The organism is Pararhodospirillum oryzae (genome assembly GCF_007992075.1).
GTDB lineage: Bacteria > Pseudomonadota > Alphaproteobacteria > Rhodospirillales > Rhodospirillaceae > Pararhodospirillum > Pararhodospirillum oryzae.
Genome location: NZ_BJZO01000081.1, coordinates 1 through 16,730 on the forward strand (window position 1 = coordinate 1; position 16,730 = coordinate 16,730).

The following is a 16,730-nucleotide window of genomic DNA, read 5'->3' on the forward strand; positions in this document are numbered from 1 at the left end:
GGTGCAGCCGGCATCGGCCTCTTCTCCACCGACACCACCACCCTGGACGGCAACGACTGCGGCGCGAATGAAGGGAACGGCATCGAGGTGGGGCGGGATCCCAACAGCCCCGACGCCCCCGCCACACACATCACCCTCCACGCCAACACCTGCCACGACAACGACGGGGCCGGCATTTTCCTGGCCTCCACCGACACCACCACCCTGAACGGTAACGACTGCGGCGCGAACAAAGGCCACGGCATCGCGGTGGCGCGGGATCACCGACGAAGCCCCGACGCCCCCGCCACAAACACCACCCTCCACGCCAACACCTGCCACGACAATGGCGAGGCCGGCATTGGCCTGGGCTCCTCCCCCGCCACCCTGGAGGGCAACGCCTGCTGGGGCAACCCCACCAACGAGCCGCTGGTGGGGTCTTTCTTTGGGCGGGAGGTTCTGACGCCAACCGTGCATTCCCACGCGATCGGCTGCCCGCTCTCGCCCGAGGCCTGGGCGCGGCAACAGGCGGCCGTGGTGAAGGAGCGCGAAGCCCGCAAGGCCCATGCGGCGGTGATCGCGCGGGTGCGCACGGCGGTTGATCCCCCCCTGCCCGGGGGCGAGGCCCTGGCCCAATTCCTGGGCGCCGGGTGGTGCGTGGGCTGCTTCACGCGCTTTTGGATGCCCGAGGCCACGCCCCCCCTTGCCCCGGAGGCTCCCGCCGATCCGCCCCCGGCCGAGCCGGCCGCCGCCACTTCGCAAACGGTCCAGATGTACGACGTGTGCCTGGATCAGGCAGGGGGTCTTGTTGGCTTTCGCCGTCGCAAAGCGGCCGGGGCCGCCCCCCTGCTGGATCTTTTGCTGAAGTATTACCGGGAAATCGGCCCGGGCCGAGCCCGCCGGCGGGTGTACGTGGGCATCGTTTCACCCGACGATGCGCCGGTGGACGACTTCCTGGCCCTGGCCCGCGCCCTCACCCAGCCGCGCGGCGCCCCGCCCCCGCCCGCCTGGCGCACTGAGGACAAGGACGAGATCGCCGGGAAGATTCAAGAGTACGCCTCCGCCTTGCGCCCGCCCCTGGTCAGCATCGGGGAAGGCTCCGGGGCCTTGCTGGAAGAAGCCTTGCTGCGCGGTCGTGGCCGCCTGGGGGAAGCCCTGCGGGAGCTGTTCACCGGCCCCGGTTGGATGCTGGCCGGGGTGCCGCTGGTGCTGGTGGTCGCAAGTCTGGCCCTGATGTTTTTTGGGCTCCCCCTTGATATCGCTCCTCCCGCCTGGGGCGCCGCCCTGGTTGGTCTTTTCGCCCCGCTTTTGGGCAAGATCGGCGGCGGTCTGCTGCTTGCCCTGTGCACGGTGGCGGCCCCGTGGATGGCCAACGTGTGCCTGCCGCCCCCCTTGCGGCTGCATGTGGGTGATTTCCTGAACCCGCTGTTCACCCGCTTTGGTCTGCGCCGTCCCGGGCAGGACGACACCCCCAAGGACAAGAACGTGGAAACCGGGCGGTGGGCGCGGATGGCCTGGGGCCGGTGGCTGCGGCACCGGCTTTTCGCCGCCAACGATCTGCCCCTGGTGTGCTTTCGCGGCATCGACGCCTGGTCCCGGCCCCACATCGACGATTTGCGCGCCCTGCCCGCCTTGGCCCGGGACGACGAAAGCCTGATGGTGGTGGTGCACATGGGCGACAAAACCCTGTTCACGCCCGGGTTCCTGGGGCCGTGGCTTGATCCCCCCATCCCCGGAACCCCGCCGGCCGCCCCTTCCCCCCTCGCCTTTTTCGACGAGGTTCACCTGATCGTCGTGGATACGCCGCACGCGGTCGCCTTGCGCCTGGGGGAGGCCGTGCCCGCTGCCTCGCCGGGTCTGGCCCCCCTGCTGAAGGCCGCCGATCCTCCCTCGATCGCCAACCTTGCCGCCACGCTGCGCCATCCCGGCTGGGCGGAAGAAAAGCTGCTGGCGCTGGCCCCGCTGGCCAGTACCCCAGCCGCCCCCTTCCGCCTCACCTTTCCCTGCGCCAAACAGGCGGCCCGGGACCGCCGTACCCTTCTTGCCCCCTATCACGCCTGTTTTCCCTCCGGTTCATCGGCGAAACCCCAGGAGCTGGAGCCGGTCTTGCAGGCGGCGGAACGCACCCCGGCCGTGCACCGGCTGAGCCTGGACAGCGGGGCCGTGGCCGGGCTGGTGGGCCGGGTGGGTCAACGCCGGGCGGTGGGCGCGCAACTCGCCGCCCTGTTCCAGGGCCCGAGCGCGGAAGTCGAGCGGACCAGGGCCCTGGCCACCTTGCTCGCCTGCGGGGAAATGCACCACCTGCGCGAGGCCCGGGCGATGGTGGACCACCTTGCCACCGCCCCCGACGCGCCCGAAAGCGCCCGCGACTTCCTGCCCTGGAAGGTCGCCTTTCACCTGGAGGCGGCCTTGTTCCTGCGCCGTGATCGCCGGGCCCTGGGCCGGGGCGCGTTTCACGAGCCGCCGCCCTTGACCGAGGCCCGCGCCGCCTTGAGCACGGCGCTGCACACCCGGGCCTGCCCGCGCACCGACGAGGCCACCACCACCGGCCTGATCCGCGCCTACGGGGCCTTCCTGTCCCTGGAAGCCGAGGAGCCGGCGAACGGAGGCTCGAAAGCCGGGGAAGCGCCGTCCGTCCCGGTTTGGGATCCCCTTGCGGTCTCGCGCGGAACGGCCCCGCCCGCCGTGCCCGGCAGTGCCCACGATCGCTTCGTCACCGATCTGGTGCAGGGGGTTCGCAAGCTGTTGTCGCTGGACGGCGGCTATGCCGGGCACCTGCTGCGCGCCAAGCTGGGCTACGACTGGCACCCGCTCCCGCCCTCCTGGAAGGCGGCCCTCACGCAGGTGGTGATCGATGAACGCCCGGCCTCCCGCGCCACCCTGAGCGATCTCTTGCTGACGGCCCGCGACGACACGGAACGCTGGGCCCTGATCGCCAACCACGCCTCCGCCCCCCCGGTTCTGGCCCTGGGCCTGGGGGCGGCGGCGGCCCTGGGTTTGAACGCGGGCCCCCGCGACGACACCCGCCTGGAGCGCCTGACCACCCTGGCCCTGGTGCTGGCCCGCGTGCGCGATGCCGCCCCGCCGGCGCCTGATCATGCCGCCATTCCGCTGGCCCTGTCCCGCCTGACCTCCGCCCCCGCGCCCCCCGCCGCCGCCCTCGATGCCAGCGCCGCGCTGCTCGCCTTGCTGGAGGATCCGGCGGCCCAGGAACGCCTGCTGGCCCTGGTCCGCGACGCCCGCCCGCTCGCGCACCAGGAGATCGAGGGCCTGACCCTGGGCGCCCTGGGCCCCGTCAACCAATGCCTGGCCGACGTGCGCGAAGTCTGCTTCCTGGCCCCCGACCGCCTGGACTGACCAGCCGCCTCCCGCCGAACACGAAAAACCCCTTGAAATCGCCAAGGATTTCAAGGGGTTTCAATTGGTAGCGGAGGAGGGACTCGAACCCCCGACACGCGGATTATGATTCCGCTGCTCTAACCAGCTGAGCTACTCCGCCATCGTCTCGCCGTGTGTCGCGGCGAGGTCGGGTTTTTACCGAGAGCCGCCGGGCCTGTCAACGGGTTTTTTCGCGGAAAAATTCGGAGGTCCGGGGCGTGGTGAGGGGCGCGTTGAAGAAAGGGGGCGAGGGCGTATACGCTTCCTTCTTCGTCCCCTTCCCCCTCCCCTTTTCCCCTTCCCCTTCGGAGAGCGGCCATGGATCTGCGTCTGGGCATTGATTTGGGCGGCACCAAGATCGAGATCATCGCCCTGGATCCCGACGGCACCGTGCGCGTGCGCCGGCGGGTGCCCACGCCGCGCGGCGACTACGACCAGACCCTGGCCACCATCGCCGCCCTTGTCGCCGAGGCCGAGGCCGAGGTGGGCCGGCGCGGATCGGTGGGGGTGGGCATGCCGGGAACGCTCGATCCCCAAACCGGGCTGGTCAAGAACGCCAACTCCACCTGGCTGATCGGGCGCCCCTTCGATCAGGACCTGGCCCGCGTCCTCGGCCGGCCGGTGAGGATCGCCAACGATGCCGATTGCCTGGCCCTCTCGGAAGCCCACGACGGAGCCGGCGCCGGCGCGCCCATCGTGTTCGCCGTCATCCTGGGCACCGGGGTCGGCGGCGGGCTGGTGGTGAACGGCCATCTGGTCGGCGGCCCCAATGCCATCACCGGCGAATGGGGCCACATCCCCCTTCCCTGGCCCCACGACGACGAACGCCCCGGCCCCGCCTGCTACTGCGGGCGCCTGGGCTGCGTGGAAACCTTCTGTTCCGGGCCGGGCATGGCCGCCGATCACCGCGCCCATACCGGCCAGGTCCTCGACGCCGCCGAAATCGCCGCCCGTGCCCAGGCCGGCGATGGCGCCGCCCAGGCCACGCTGGAGCGCCACGCGAACCGCCTGGCCCGCGCGCTTGCCGTTGTCATCACCCTTTTGGATCCGCATGTCATCGTGCTGGGGGGCGGCGTGGGCACCATGCCCCACCTGACCCGCGACCTGCCCCGCCTGTGGGCACCGTGGGTGTTCAGTCCGCAAACGCTCACCCGGGTGGCCATCCCCCGCCATGGGGATTCCAGCGGGGTGCGCGGCGCCGCCTGGCTGTGGTCGTGAAGCCCGCCCGGAGCGGCCCGAAAACGGCGCCTCCCCGGACAGCGGGCGGCGTGGTAGAATAAGGCTTCGCCTTTTTTGGTCCGTTTTCTTGAATCGCGTCCGGATCCGCGCGCCGACCGGCCCACAGGAGAGCCCCCAGGATGCCCACCCCGCCCTGCCCCCCCGCCCCGCCCCGGGAGGTTCTGTTTGAAATCCGTCAGGCCGGCGCGTACATGCGCGTTGCCGCCCTGGATGCCGCCACCGGAACCGAGGTTGTCATGGTGGGCCCGGCCTCGGCCAGTCTGACCACCTTGAAGCAAAACGCGGCGCGGAAGCTGGCCTATGTTCTGGCCCGGCGCCCGGCCTCGCGCTAGAGGGCCGTGCGTTAGACCGGATCCAGATACGGCGCCCCATTCTTTTGCGTTCGACTTATCCGAAAAGCGGTTCCCACTTTTCGGGTCTCACGTTACCAAGAGCCCAAGGGCGACGGGGCACCGGCCTTCAGGCGGGAAGGATCACAAGGGATCCCTGCCCTTCCCGCAAATAATCCTAGTCCGCGCTCTTGCGGCCAAGACCAATCTTTTTCGCGAATTCAGAGCGCTGCTGGGCATAGTTCGGCGCAACCATCGGGTAATCCGGCGGCAGATTCCACTTTGCCCGATATTCCTCGGGCGTCATGTTGTAGTTGGTGCGCAGGTGCCGCTTGAGCATCTTCAGCTTCTTGCCATCCTCCAGGCACACCAAATGATCGTTATGGATCGATTTCTTAACCGAAACGGCCGGACGCTGCTGTTCATTGCGCGGTTCGGGAGGGGGCGCGTCAAGGCCGGTCAACGCCTGAAACGTCGTTTGAATCAGATCCGGTATGTGACCCGTCGGCGTGGGATTCTTGCTGAGATAGGCTGAAACCACGTCAACGGTCATCTTGAGCAGTTCGTCCTTGCTCAGGGCCTCGATCTTTTCGTCCATCATTCTTGTGGCTTTCGGCTGCATCGCTTTGGTGTAAACCACCAAGCTGATTCGTGCTTGCACGCCCTGACGGCGTTTATTTTTGTTACGCCCTTCTTTTTTGCCTTAGCGATTAGGCCCTGTCAATCAATGTACTCCCCAATCCCGGTTCAAGGAAAGAATAGCCCAGGACGGTTAGTGGTATTTTGTCTAGGTTAACCCTCTTTGCTGCCGGCACACTGCGAAATTACGATGCCTCTCCCCCGGATACCGCGCCGGATAAAGACCGGACGCCCCGCAGGGAGAACGCCGTGTTTTGGCCCAATTCGAGTGATAGACAGGCCCCCGGTTGGCAAGAGGCCTTGACGAAAGGCCTTCAAGGGCGCTTTCCCTGTCCGCTCGAACGACAAGGCGGACCGGCCTTGTCCGGTGACCGGGTTGCCCGAGCCGCTCCTGGCCGGGACCGGGCCCAAAAATTGAAAGAACGTGAAAGCCTCAAGGAAGGGACATCACCATGCAAGGCGCACCATCCCCCATTGCCCCCGAGGACGACCAGCCCCGGCCGGTGGTCGCCCTGGCCTCGGATCATGGCGCCCTTGAGCTGCGCGCGCTGCTGGTCGCCCACCTGCAAGAACAAGGCTGGCCGGTTCTCGACCTTGGCACCCACGGCCCCGGATCCGTTGATTACCCCGATATCGCCAACCTGATGGCCGAAACCATGCGCGCGGGCAAGGCCGGGCGCGGTGTCTTGTTGTGCGGAACCGGGATTGGCATTTCGATCGCCATCAACCGCCACGCCGACATGCGCGGCGCCCTCGTCCACGATGCCTATGGGGCGCGTCTGTGCCGGTTGCACAACGACGCCAACGTGCTGGTCCTGGGCGGCCGGACCACCGGCCCCGAGATCGCCAAGGAGTGCGTGGATCTTTTCTTGTCGACCCCTTTCGAAGGAGGCCGCCACGCCCGACGCGTGGCCAAGCTAGGCGGCGCAACCCCCGCCTGATCCCTCGGGATCAGGACCGGCCGCCCCACCCCCACCGCCCGCCCCCGTTGCCAGGGCGCGGCTCCTGGGGGGGGAGGGGTCCCGACTCCAGTTTGAACGGAACATTGCACGGATGAACGACACCACTCCCTGGTCCGGTTTTTTCTCCGCCCCGGTGGCCGAAACCGACCCCGCCATTGCCCATGTCTTGCAAGCCGAGTTGAAGCGCCAGCAAAACCAGGTCGAGCTGATCGCTTCCGAGAACATTGTCTCGCGCGCCGTGCTTGAAACCGCCGGCAGCGTGCTGACCAACAAATACGCGGAAGGCTATCCGGGCAAGCGCTACTACGGCGGTTGCGAGGAAGTGGACGTCGCCGAGGAACTGGCCATCGAACGGGCCAAGGCCCTGTTTGACTGCCAGTACGTCAACGTCCAGCCCCATTCCGGCGCCCAGGCCAACGGGGCGGTCATGATGGCCCTGGTCAAGCCCGGCGACACCATCATGGGCATGAGCCTGGCCGCCGGCGGCCACCTGACCCACGGCGCCAAGGCCGCGCAGTCGGGCAAGTGGTTCAACGCCGTGCAGTATGGCGTGCGCCGCCAGGATGCCCGCATCGACTACGACGAGGTCGAGGCCCTGGCCCGCGAGCACAAGCCGCGCCTGATCATCGCCGGCGGCTCGGCCTACCCGCGCGAGATCGATTTCGCCCGCTTCCGGGCCATCGCCGACAGCGTGGGCGCCCTGTTCATGGTCGACATGGCCCACTTCGCCGGCCTGGTCGCCGCCGGGCTGCACCCCAGCCCGCTGCCCTTCGCCGACGTGGTGACGACCACCACCCACAAGACCCTGCGCGGGCCGCGCGGCGGCATGATCTTGTCGAACAACCCCGACATGGCCAAGCCGCTGGCCTCGGCCGTGTTCCCGGGCCTGCAAGGGGGCCCGTTGATGCACATCGTCGCCGCCAAGGCCGTGGCCCTGGGCGAGGCGCTGCGCCCCGAGTTCAAGGTCTATGCCCAGGCGGTGAAGGACAACGCCCGCGTGCTGGCGGAAACCCTGGTCGAGGGCGGGCTCGACATCGTGTCGGGCGGCACCGACACCCACCTGGTCCTGGTCGATCTGCGGCCCAAGCACCTGACCGGCTCCGTGGCCGAAAAAAGCCTGGAGCGGGCCGGCATGACCTGTAACAAGAACGGCATTCCGTTCGACCCCGAAAAGGCCACCGTGACCTCGGGCATCCGCCTGGGCTCGCCCGCCGCCACCTCGCGCGGGTTTGGCGTCGCCGAGTTCCGCGCCCTGGGCTCCCTGATTACCCGGGTGCTTGATGGCCTGGCCGCCAACCCCGACGACAATACCGCGTTGGAAAGCGCGGTGCGGGCCGAGATCCGCACGCTTTGCGATCGCTTTCCCATATATGGCGGGCTATAACGGTTCCCTGCCATGGGGCCCGCCGGCTGGACGGCGGGCCAGGGAAGGGAAATAACGCATGCGGTGTCCGTTTTGCGGTCACGACGACACCCAGGTGAAGGACTCGCGCCCGACGGAGGATAATGCCGCCATCCGTCGGCGCCGGTTCTGCCAGGCGTGCGGGTCGCGGTTCACGACCTTCGAACGCGCTCAGCTGCGCGATCTTGTCGTCTTGAAGCGAAACGGACAGCGTTCCGCCTTTGATCGGGAAAAACTCTCGCGTTCGATCCGCATCGCGTGCCGCAAGCGTCCCGTGGACGACGAGCGGATCGAGCGCATTGTTTCCGAAATCCAGCGCCGGCTGGAAAGTTCCGGCGAAAGCGAAATTGACTCCAAGATCATTGGCGAGCTGGTCATGGAACACCTCGCCCAGCTTGATTCCGTGGCGTATGTGCGGTTCGCCTCGGTGTACCGGAATTTCAGGGAAGCGAAGGACTTCGAAGCCTTCGTCGAGAACCTGCACGGCCCCACGACGTAACGGAAAGGCGATCGTGAACGGTCGGATCTCCCCATGGTGACAGGGTTCCTCCCGACGGACGAAGCCGCCATGCGCACCGCGCTTCGCCTCGCGGCCCGGGGGCTGGGGCGGGTCTGGCCCAACCCGGCGGTGGGATGCGTGCTGATCGCGCCCTCGGGGCGGGTGGTCGGGCGCGGCTGGACCCAGCCCGGCGGGCGCCCCCATGCCGAACGCGAGGCCCTGGAGCACGCGGGCGCCCAGGCCGTGGGCGCGACCGCCTACGTCACCTTGGAACCGTGCTCCCACCACGGCAAGACGCCACCGTGCGCCGATGCCCTGATTGCCGCCGGCGTCACGCGGGTGGTGGTGGCCCTGGGCGATCCCGATCCCCGGGTCAACGGCCGGGGGATCGCGCGGCTGAAGGCGGCGGGCCTGCTGGTCCAGACCGGCTTGCTGGCGCGCGAGGCCCGCGACCTCAACCTGGGCTTCCTGATGCACCGCCAGCTGGGGCGGCCGATGGTGACCTTGAAGGTGGCCTCCTCCCTGGATGGCCGCATCGCGACCGCCAGCGGGGAAAGCCAGTGGATCACCGGCCCCGAGGCCCGCGCCGCCGGCCACTGGCTGCGCGCGACCCACGACGCCATCGCCATCGGGCGCGGCACCTTGCTGGCCGACGATCCCGTGCTGACCTGCCGCCTGCCGGGGCTGGAGGACCGTTCGCCGGTCCGCGTTGTGTTCGATGCCCGCCTTGACCTGCCAACCGAAGGACGCCTCGCGCGCTCGGTCGAGGGCGGACCTCCCTTGTGGCTGTTGTGCGCGCCCCAGGCCGATCCCCTGCGCCGGGCCCGCCTGGAGGCCAAGGGCGTGCGCGTGGTCCCCGTGGCCACCGACGCCAGCGGGCATCCCGATGTGGACGTGGCCCTGGCCACCCTGGCCGGGCTGGGCATTACCCGCCTGCTGCTGGAGGGCGGCAGCCGGCTGGCCGCCACTTTCCTCGCCGCGCGCCGGGTGGACCGGGTGGCCTGGTTTCGCGCGCCCAGCGTCGTGGGGGGGGATGGCATCGCGGGCGTGGCCCCGTTCGGGGTTGACCGCCTGACCGATTCCGCCGTCTTCTCTCGTCAGGAGGGGCGGACGCTGGGAAACGACTGGCTGGACCTGCTGACCGGGCCCGATCCCCTGCCGGGGACGGCCGCCGCTTTCCTTGGGCCTTATTCCGATTGAGTGGAGTGATCTTGCATGTTCACCGGCATCATCACCGACCTGGGCCGTGTCCGCGCCGTGGACACCCAGGGCGAAACCCGGTTTGAATTCACCACGCGCTACGACACCGGCACCATCCCCCTGGGCGCCTCGATCGCGTGCAATGGCTGCTGCCTGACGGTGATTGAAACCGGGCCCGACTGGTTCGCGGTTCAGGCCTCGGCCGAAACCCTGTCGAAGACCACGCTTGGCGGCTGGACGGTCGGCACCCCGGTCAACTTCGAGCGCGCCCTGGCCGTGGGCGACGAGCTGGGCGGACACATCGTTTCGGGGCACGTGGATGGCGTGGCCGAGGTCGTGGACACGACACCCGACGGGGAAAGCATGCGCTTTTCGTTCCGGGCGCCGGCCGATCTCAAGCGCTTCGTGGCCCCCAAGGGCTCGGTGGCCCTTGACGGGGTGTCGCTGACGGTCAACGAGGTTGCCGACGACGTGTTCGGGATCAATATTATTCCCCACACCCAAAGCGTCACCACCTTTGGCACCCTGAAGCGGGGCAGCCGGGTGAACATGGAAATCGACATGCTGGCGCGCTACGTGGCGCGGCTGCTGAACTCCGAGACTTAACTAAAGGACCACCTCCTTGACCTACCGTGATTATCTGGCCCGGCCGGAAGAAATCATCGAAGATGCCCGCCAGGGACGCATGTTCATCCTGGTCGACGATGAGAACCGGGAAAACGAAGGGGATCTGGTCATCCCCGCCGGCATGGCCGACAGCGATGCCATCAACTTCATGGTCAAGCACGCCCGGGGACTGGTCTGCCTGGCCCTGAGCCGCGAGCGGTGCGAGCACCTGAACCTGCCCTTGATGTCCCAGCACAATGGCTCGCGGCATTCCACGGCGTTCACGGTCTCGATCGAGGCCCGCGAGGGGGTGACCACCGGCATTTCGGCCGCCGACCGCGCCCGCACCGTGCAAGTCGCGATCGATCCGGCGGCGGGACCGGCCGACATCGTGAGCCCGGGGCACATTTTCCCCCTGGTGGCCCGCGATGGCGGCGTCCTGGTGCGCGCGGGACACACCGAGGCGGCGGTGGACGTGGCCCGGATGGCGGGCCTGGAGCCCGCCGGCGTGATCTGCGAGATCATGAACGACGATGGCTCGATGGCGCGCATGCCCGACCTGGTGCGCTTCGCCCAGGAGCATGGCCTTAAGCTGGGCACCATCGCCGACCTGATCGCCTATCGCCGGCGCACCGAGCGCCTGGTCCGCCGCGAGCTGGAAACGCCGTTCACGTCGGTCCACGGCGGGGACTGGCGCATGGTCTTGTACGTTTCCACGGTTTCGTATGGCGAGCACGTGGCCCTGGTGAAGGGCGACCTGTCGGGGGCCGAGCCGGTTCTGGTCCGCATGCACGCGCTCAACTTGCTCGACGACGTGCTGGGCGACGCGGAAAGCGGCCACGACGGCCTGCTGCACCGCGCCATGGAGCAGATCAGCGAGGCCGGCCGGGGCGTGGTGGTCTTGATCCGCGAATCCGAGCCCACGGCCCTGGCCGAACGCCTGCGCGCCCGCCTTGGCGAAGGCCCGGCGGGGGGCCGCCTGGTGGACTATGGCGTGGGCGCCCAGATCTTGCTGGACCTGGGGGTCACGGACATGGTGTTGTTGTCCAACACACCGAAGACCATCATCGCCCTTGACGGCTATGGCCTGAAGGTGGTGGATCAACGCCCCCTTTCCGACAAGGAGTGAACCCGGATGGCCGGCGGTCCCCGCATTCTCATTGTCGAAGCCCGCTTCTACGATGACATCACCGACAATCTGGTCCGGGGCGCGATCCGCGCCCTGGAGCAGGAAGGGGCGGGCTTCAAGCGCGTGCTGGTGCCGGGGATCATCGAAGCCCCGGCGGTCATTCGCTACGCCATTCGCTCGATCGAGCTGCGCGCCACCGATTACCGCTATGCCGGGTATGTCGTGCTGGGCTGCGCCATCAAGGGCGAAACCGACCACTACGAAAACGCGTGTCGTGTCGCCATTGATGGTTTGATGCACCTGACGCTGACCTACTCGCTGGCCATGGGCAACGGCATCCTGACCTGCCAGACCTACGACCAGGCCCTGGAGCGCTCCGATCCCGACAAGCGCGACTTTGGCGGTCAGGCGGCCCGGGCCTGCCTGCGCATGCTCAAGGTCAAGCGCGAGCTGGGTTTGTAACCTGTTTCCCGTTCACCGGGGCGCGCGAGGTCCGTTCGCGGCTGTCCACGCCCCGGTTTTCCCAGGAGGCAGGGTCTCCCGGGCTTTTTTCGATAACCGACCACACGAGTTCACGCCCAGGATGGCCAAGTCTCCCGACCTTTCGCCCGCCGCCCGTCTGGGCCGGCAGGCCCGCAGCAGTTCCGCCCGCCTTGCGGCGGTGCAAGCCCTTTACAGTCTGGACGTCGGCGAAACCGACGTGGAAACCCTGGTGCGGGCCTTCATGGATGGCTCGCTGGGGGGCTTTGCCATGGTGGATACCCCCGATCCCGACGGGATCTTCGAACCCACGGAAACCCGCGCCGACCTGGAACCCCTGGAAGGCGAGTTGTTCTGCACCCTGGTGCGCGGCGCCCAGGCCGAGATGGACCGGCTCGACGACGTGATCCGGCCCACCTTGTCGTCGGAATGGCCGTGGGAACGGCTGGAGCCCGTGGTGCGCGCGGTGCTGCGCGCGGGGGTTTACGAGTTGCTGGAACGTCCGCGCACGCCGCCCCGGGTGGCGATCAAGGAATACGTGGACATCGCCGCCGCCTTCTACACCGGGGCTGAAAAGGGCCTGGTGAACGCCGTCCTCGACAAGGTGGCGCGCTCCGCCCGTCCGGACGCGTTTGGCGGCGGGGCCTGACGGATGGGGCGACGCGGGGAATTCGCCCTGATCCGGGATCTGTTCCGCCCCCTGGCCCAGGCAACCCCCCAGGCCCTGGATCTGGCCGACGACGCGGCGGTGTTGTCGCTGGAGGGGCAAGGCGATCTGGTGGCCAGCGCCGATGCCCTGGTGAGCGGGGTCCACTTCCTGCCCGCCGATCCTCCGGCCACCATTGCCGCCAAATGCCTGCGGGTGAACCTGTCGGATCTGGCCGCCATGGGCGCGCGCCCGCTGGGCGTGCTGATCACGGCGGCCCTGTCGGCGGCCCAGGATGACGCCTGGATGGAAGCCTTCGCCCGGGGCCTGGGCGAGGATCTGACGGCTTTCGGGCTCGCCCTGCTGGGCGGCGACACGGTATCGACTCCGGGGCCGGCCACGTTCTCGATCACCATTCTGGGCACCGTGCCGGCCGGAGAAGCACTCCGGCGCAACCACGCCCGTCCCGGTCATGACCTGTGGGTGTCGGGCACGCTGGGCGACGGGGCCCTGGGCCTGCTGGCGGCGCAGGGGCAGCTGCTGGGCCTGCCCGCGCCCCTTCACGACCATCTGGTGGACCGGTACCGCCGGCCGTGCCCGCGCGTCGCCCTGGGGATGGGCTTGCGGGGGCTGGCCGGAGGATGCATGGATGTGTCCGACGGCCTGTGCGCCGATGCCGCCCACATGGCCCGGGCCTCGGGGGTGGCGATCGAGATTGACGCCCCCGATCTGCCGCTTTCGGAAGCCGCTGCCCTGGTGATTGCCGACGCGCCCGAGCGCTTTCATCTTGTCCTGGGCGGAGGGGACGATTATGAACTTTTGTTCAGCGCCCCGGCCGAGGCCCGCGACGCGGTGCGCAAGGCGGGCGCCGACGCCGGCGTGGCCGTGACCCGGATCGGGCGGGTTTTGCCCGTGGCGGCATCCGCCATGCCCGGGGTACGGGTCTGTGACGCCACCGGCGGGACCGTTGGCATCGATCACCCGGGATGGACGCACGACGCATAGGGTTTGCCCGGGGAACGGGAACACCGCTTTCCCGAAAGGGCAGACTGAAACGGCGGGATCTGGCACACGTCCCTTGCTTTCCGAAGCGGGCGGCCCCAGACCCGCCCAGGCCGGCCAGGAAGGGGGACGGACCATGAAAAGACTCGGAATCCTGGGGCTGATCGTGGTGATTGTCCTGGGGACGGGAATTCCCGGGGCACGGGCCGCAGGCCTGGTGTCGGACATCAAGCAGATGTTGGGCCTTTCCAACGATCCCCCCCCTCCCCCGCCGCCGCCCACGCCCCTGGAGCGCCTGGGGCCGCCCCCCTTCCTGCTTTCCATGAAGCCCCTGGAAATCCCGGTCATCGCCAACGGCGCCGTGCAGCGCCGTCTTTCCTTCCGGCTGCGCCTGAGCCTGGCCGAGGCCGACAACGCCACCTTGAGCGAACGGGGCCATCTGCTGCACGCGGCGTTTTTCCAGGATCTGATGGTCTACGCGCCCAACTATCTGGAAACCCATCCCGAGCTGAACCTGATGGCGATCAAGGCCCGCATGAAGGCCGTGGCCGACCGGGTTCTGGGGCCGGGCGTGGTGAAGGAAGTCCTGATCCAGGGGTTCTTCGAGCGCTGAGTCCTGATTGCCGTCCTGCGCGCGTGGGCGGGGGCCCACGGCAGGGCAATTGGGTGAAGCCCTGGATGCCCTCGGAAGAGGGTTCCCCAACGCCGCGAGTGCGGCGCGCGGCCTTTGTCGGGTGAGACAAGCGCACGGAGTGCGCGCCCGGCGCTTGAGGGCCATGAAAGAGTCCAGGGCAATCGGTTCACTCGATTGCCCCGGGGCCCACCGGCCTTGCCCTGGGGCCCACCGGCCTTGCGGATCTCGCCAAGCATCAGAATATGGCGAAATGCCGGATGTCGCCGCAGTTTTGTTGCCCTCGCGAGACACTTCTGGCACGCTCTGCGGGCCTTTCGGAAGACACGCGACGGCCCGGAAAGGCAAGGGAGGATTCGGTCCTTGTCCCAAGGGCCGCCGCTGGGCTCACAGCGCAAGGAATGTCATTAATGACAGGGATTTACCTTTTCGTCATCGCCTGTGGCGTGGCGGCTCTGGCCTTCGGAGCCTTCACGGCGCGGTCGATCATGACGGCAGACCCCGGCTCTCAGCGAATGCAGCAGATCGCCGGTGCCATTCAGGAGGGGGCGCAGGCTTACCTCAACCGCCAGTACCGCACCATCGCCATTGTTGGCGCCGTGGTGTTCCTGGTTCTTCTGCTTACGCTTGGTTTCGCGGTCGCCATGGCCTTCCTGATCGGCGCCCTGTGTTCGGGAGCCGCGGGCTACATTGGCATGCACATTTCCGTGCGCGCCAACGTCCGCGTCGCCGAGGGCGCGCGCCAGGGGCTGGCGCGCGGCCTGGACATCGCCTTCAAGTCGGGCACGGTCACCGGCATGCTGGTGGCGGGCCTGGCCCTGCTGGCGGTGTCCGTGTACTACGCCATCTTGCTGGCGGTCGGGGCCGAGGGCCGCGCCCTGGTTGATCCGCTGGTGGCGTTGGGCTTTGGCGCTTCCTTGATCTCGATCTTCGCCCGACTGGGCGGCGGCATCTTCACCAAGGGCGCCGACGTGGGCGCCGACCTGGTGGGTAAAGTCGAGGCCGGCATCCCCGAGGACGACCCGCGCAACCCGGCCGTGATCGCCGACAACGTGGGCGACAACGTGGGTGACTGCGCCGGCATGGCCGCCGACCTGTTCGAGACCTACGCGGTGTCGGTGGTGGCGACCATGGTTCTGGCCTCCATCTTCTTCGCCGGCACCGACAACGTTACCGCGATGATGGCCTACCCGCTGTCGATCGGGGCGGTGTGCATCCTGGCGTCGATCGGCGGCACGTTCTTCGTCAAGCTCACCGAATCCAAGGGCTGGATGAACAAGCTGAGCGGCAACCCGATCATGAACGCCCTCTACAAGGGCTTCGTGGCCTCGGCCGTTCTGTCGCTGGGCGGCATCGCGGTGGTGACCACCTGGGTGCCCGGCCTGGGCGGCATCGAGGCGTCGAACGGCGAGTCCTACAGCGGCATCGCGCTGTTCTTGTGCGCGTTCGTGGGCCTGCTGGTCACGGGGCTGCTGATCTGGGTCACCGAATACTACACCGGCACCGATTTCCGTCCGGTGCGCTCGGTGGCCAAGGCCTCGACGACCGGTCATGCCACCAACGTGATCCAGGGTCTGGCCGTGTCGCTGGAAGCCACGGCGGTGCCGGCGCTGATCATCTGCGCCGCCATCATCGTCGCCAACCTGCTGGCCGGCCTGTTTGGCATCGCCATCGCGGTGACCAGCATGCTGGCGCTGGCGGGCATGGTCGTGGCGCTGGACGCCTATGGTCCGGTGACCGACAACGCCGGTGGCATCGCCGAGATGGCCGATCTGGAGCAGTCGGTGCGCAAGACCACCGATGCCCTGGACGCGGTGGGCAACACCACCAAGGCGGTGACCAAGGGCTACGCCATCGGCTCGGCGGGCCTGGGCGCCCTGGTGCTGTTCGCGGCGTTCACCGAGGACCTGTCCCACTTCGTCGCCAACCCCAAGCTGTACCCGTCGTTCGCGGGCCTGGAGCTGGACTTCTCGCTGTCCAACCCCTACGTGGTGGTCGGCCTCTTCCTGGGCGGCCTGTTGCCCTTCCTGTTCGGGGCCATGGGCATGACCGCCGTGGGTCGGGCCGCTGGCAGCGTGGTGGAAGAAGTGCGCCGTCAGTTCCGTGAAATCCCGGGCATCATGGAAGGCACGGGCAAGCCCGAATACGGCACCTGCGTCGACATGCTGACCAAGGCGGCGATCAAGGAAATGATCATCCCGTCCTTGCTGCCCGTGCTGGCACCGCTGGTGCTGTACATCGTTGTCGCGATCATCGCCGGCAAGGCGGCGGCGCTGACGGCGGTGGGCGGCATGCTGCTGGGCGTGATCGTGACCGGCCTGTTCGTGGCCATCTCGATGACCGCCGGCGGTGGCGCCTGGGACAATGCCAAGAAGTACATCGAGGATGGCAACTACGGCGGCAAGGGTTCGGAAGCCCACAAGGCCGCCGTCACCGGTGACACGGTCGGCGACCCGTACAAGGACACCGCCGGCCCGGCCGTCAACCCGATGATCAAGATCACCAACATCGTGGCCTTGCTGCTGCTGGCCATGATGGCGCACTAGAGTAATCCGAGATCAGGTTGGGCCATTTCTTGGCCCAACCTGGCCTCGAAGTTATACCAACGG

The 16,730-nt window shown here is 68.2% G+C and carries 15 protein-coding genes and 1 tRNA gene; 14 read left to right on the forward strand and 2 right to left on the reverse strand.

The features are described from left to right. The coding region (locus ROR02_RS13110) for a right-handed parallel beta-helix repeat-containing protein (protein WP_147164495.1) at nt 1-3,336 on the forward strand (3,336 nt) is incomplete at its 5' end. A gap of 65 nt (nt 3,337-3,401) precedes the next feature. Here ROR02_RS13110 and ROR02_RS13115 read toward each other — a convergent pair. Continuing rightward, a tRNA-Met gene (locus ROR02_RS13115) sits at nt 3,402-3,478 on the reverse strand. Between the two features lie 197 nt (nt 3,479-3,675). Here ROR02_RS13115 and ROR02_RS13120 point away from each other — a divergent pair. Continuing rightward, nucleotides 3,676-4,575 (forward strand): ROK family protein, encoded by a 900-nt coding sequence (locus ROR02_RS13120; RefSeq protein WP_147164496.1) that lies wholly within the window; start codon nt 3,676-3,678, stop codon nt 4,573-4,575. 140 nt (nt 4,576-4,715) lie between these two features. Then, nucleotides 4,716-4,928 carry a DUF6898 family protein gene (locus ROR02_RS13125; RefSeq protein ID WP_147164497.1) on the forward strand — a complete coding sequence of 71 codons (213 nt, stop codon included), beginning with the start codon at nt 4,716-4,718 and terminating at the stop codon, nt 4,926-4,928. Nucleotides 4,929-5,103: 175 nt separating this feature from the next. Here the strand turns inward: ROR02_RS13125 and ROR02_RS13130 are convergent, their stop codons facing one another. Further along, nucleotides 5,104-5,526, reverse strand: a complete 423-nt coding sequence (locus tag ROR02_RS13130; protein ID WP_170245113.1) for a MucR family transcriptional regulator — start codon at nt 5,524-5,526, stop codon at nt 5,104-5,106. 490 nt (nt 5,527-6,016) lie between these two features. On the opposite strand from ROR02_RS13130, the gene rpiB reads away from it, so the two are divergent. The 11 genes from rpiB (at nt 6,017) to ROR02_RS13185 (ending at nt 16,667) form a co-directional block, all read left to right on the forward strand. Continuing rightward, a complete protein-coding gene (gene rpiB, locus ROR02_RS13135; RefSeq protein ID WP_147164498.1) occupies nt 6,017-6,505 on the forward strand; it encodes a ribose 5-phosphate isomerase B in 489 nt (162 codons plus the stop codon). A 112-nt stretch (nt 6,506-6,617) separates the two neighbouring features. Then, nucleotides 6,618-7,910 carry a serine hydroxymethyltransferase gene (gene glyA, locus ROR02_RS13140; RefSeq protein ID WP_147164499.1) on the forward strand — a complete coding sequence of 431 codons (1,293 nt, stop codon included), beginning with the start codon at nt 6,618-6,620 and terminating at the stop codon, nt 7,908-7,910. Between the two features lie 58 nt (nt 7,911-7,968). Then, nucleotides 7,969-8,427, forward strand: coding sequence for a transcriptional regulator NrdR (gene nrdR / locus ROR02_RS13145; protein WP_147164500.1), 459 nt, complete (start codon nt 7,969-7,971; stop codon nt 8,425-8,427). 33 nt (nt 8,428-8,460) lie between these two features. Continuing rightward, on the forward strand, nt 8,461-9,627 hold the full coding sequence (gene ribD, locus ROR02_RS13150) for a bifunctional diaminohydroxyphosphoribosylaminopyrimidine deaminase/5-amino-6-(5-phosphoribosylamino)uracil reductase RibD (protein ID WP_407672654.1): 1,167 nt from the start codon (nt 8,461-8,463) through the stop codon (nt 9,625-9,627). A gap of 15 nt (nt 9,628-9,642) precedes the next feature. Continuing rightward, nucleotides 9,643-10,233 carry a riboflavin synthase gene (locus ROR02_RS13155; protein WP_147164502.1) on the forward strand — a complete coding sequence of 197 codons (591 nt, stop codon included), beginning with the start codon at nt 9,643-9,645 and terminating at the stop codon, nt 10,231-10,233. A gap of 16 nt (nt 10,234-10,249) precedes the next feature. Next, nucleotides 10,250-11,362 carry a 3,4-dihydroxy-2-butanone-4-phosphate synthase gene (ribB, locus tag ROR02_RS13160; protein WP_147164503.1) on the forward strand — a complete coding sequence of 371 codons (1,113 nt, stop codon included), beginning with the start codon at nt 10,250-10,252 and terminating at the stop codon, nt 11,360-11,362. Between the two features lie 6 nt (nt 11,363-11,368). Next, on the forward strand, nt 11,369-11,824 hold the full coding sequence (locus tag ROR02_RS13165) for a 6,7-dimethyl-8-ribityllumazine synthase (RefSeq protein ID WP_147164504.1): 456 nt from the start codon (nt 11,369-11,371) through the stop codon (nt 11,822-11,824). A 121-nt stretch (nt 11,825-11,945) separates the two neighbouring features. Next, nucleotides 11,946-12,491 (forward strand): transcription antitermination factor NusB, encoded by a 546-nt coding sequence (nusB, locus tag ROR02_RS13170; protein ID WP_147164505.1) that lies wholly within the window; start codon nt 11,946-11,948, stop codon nt 12,489-12,491. 3 nt (nt 12,492-12,494) lie between these two features. Then, entirely contained in the window at nt 12,495-13,493 is a 999-nt protein-coding gene (thiL, locus tag ROR02_RS13175) for a thiamine-phosphate kinase (protein WP_147164506.1), read from the forward strand. Nucleotides 13,494-13,626: 133 nt separating this feature from the next. Next, nucleotides 13,627-14,103 (forward strand): hypothetical protein, encoded by a 477-nt coding sequence (locus ROR02_RS13180; protein WP_147164507.1) that lies wholly within the window; start codon nt 13,627-13,629, stop codon nt 14,101-14,103. A gap of 428 nt (nt 14,104-14,531) precedes the next feature. Then, nucleotides 14,532-16,667: a sodium-translocating pyrophosphatase gene (locus tag ROR02_RS13185; RefSeq protein ID WP_147164508.1), complete on the forward strand. Its 2,136-nt coding sequence runs from the start codon at nt 14,532-14,534 to the stop codon at nt 16,665-16,667. The last annotated feature ends 63 nt before the right edge of the window (nt 16,668-16,730 follow it).

What these genes read in the sequence shown, in the direction of transcription:
- ROR02_RS13120 (WP_147164496.1), top strand. Translation starts at nt 3,676, where the DNA reads ATGGATCTGCGTCTGGGCATTGATTTGGGCGGCACCAAGATCGAGATC.
- ROR02_RS13125 (WP_147164497.1), top strand. Translation starts at nt 4,716, where the DNA reads ATGCCCACCCCGCCCTGCCCCCCCGCCCCGCCCCGGGAGGTTCTGTTT.
- ROR02_RS13130 (WP_170245113.1), bottom strand. Translation starts at nt 5,526, where the DNA reads ATGATGGACGAAAAGATCGAGGCCCTGAGCAAGGACGAACTGCTCAAG.
- rpiB (WP_147164498.1), top strand. Translation starts at nt 6,017, where the DNA reads ATGCAAGGCGCACCATCCCCCATTGCCCCCGAGGACGACCAGCCCCGG.
- glyA (WP_147164499.1), top strand. Translation starts at nt 6,618, where the DNA reads ATGAACGACACCACTCCCTGGTCCGGTTTTTTCTCCGCCCCGGTGGCC.
- nrdR (WP_147164500.1), top strand. Translation starts at nt 7,969, where the DNA reads ATGCGGTGTCCGTTTTGCGGTCACGACGACACCCAGGTGAAGGACTCG.
- ribD (WP_407672654.1), top strand. Translation starts at nt 8,461, where the DNA reads ATGGTGACAGGGTTCCTCCCGACGGACGAAGCCGCCATGCGCACCGCG.
- ROR02_RS13155 (WP_147164502.1), top strand. Translation starts at nt 9,643, where the DNA reads ATGTTCACCGGCATCATCACCGACCTGGGCCGTGTCCGCGCCGTGGAC.
- ROR02_RS13165 (WP_147164504.1), top strand. Translation starts at nt 11,369, where the DNA reads ATGGCCGGCGGTCCCCGCATTCTCATTGTCGAAGCCCGCTTCTACGAT.
- nusB (WP_147164505.1), top strand. Translation starts at nt 11,946, where the DNA reads ATGGCCAAGTCTCCCGACCTTTCGCCCGCCGCCCGTCTGGGCCGGCAG.
- thiL (WP_147164506.1), top strand. Translation starts at nt 12,495, where the DNA reads ATGGGGCGACGCGGGGAATTCGCCCTGATCCGGGATCTGTTCCGCCCC.
- ROR02_RS13180 (WP_147164507.1), top strand. Translation starts at nt 13,627, where the DNA reads ATGAAAAGACTCGGAATCCTGGGGCTGATCGTGGTGATTGTCCTGGGG.
- ROR02_RS13185 (WP_147164508.1), top strand. Translation starts at nt 14,532, where the DNA reads ATGACAGGGATTTACCTTTTCGTCATCGCCTGTGGCGTGGCGGCTCTG.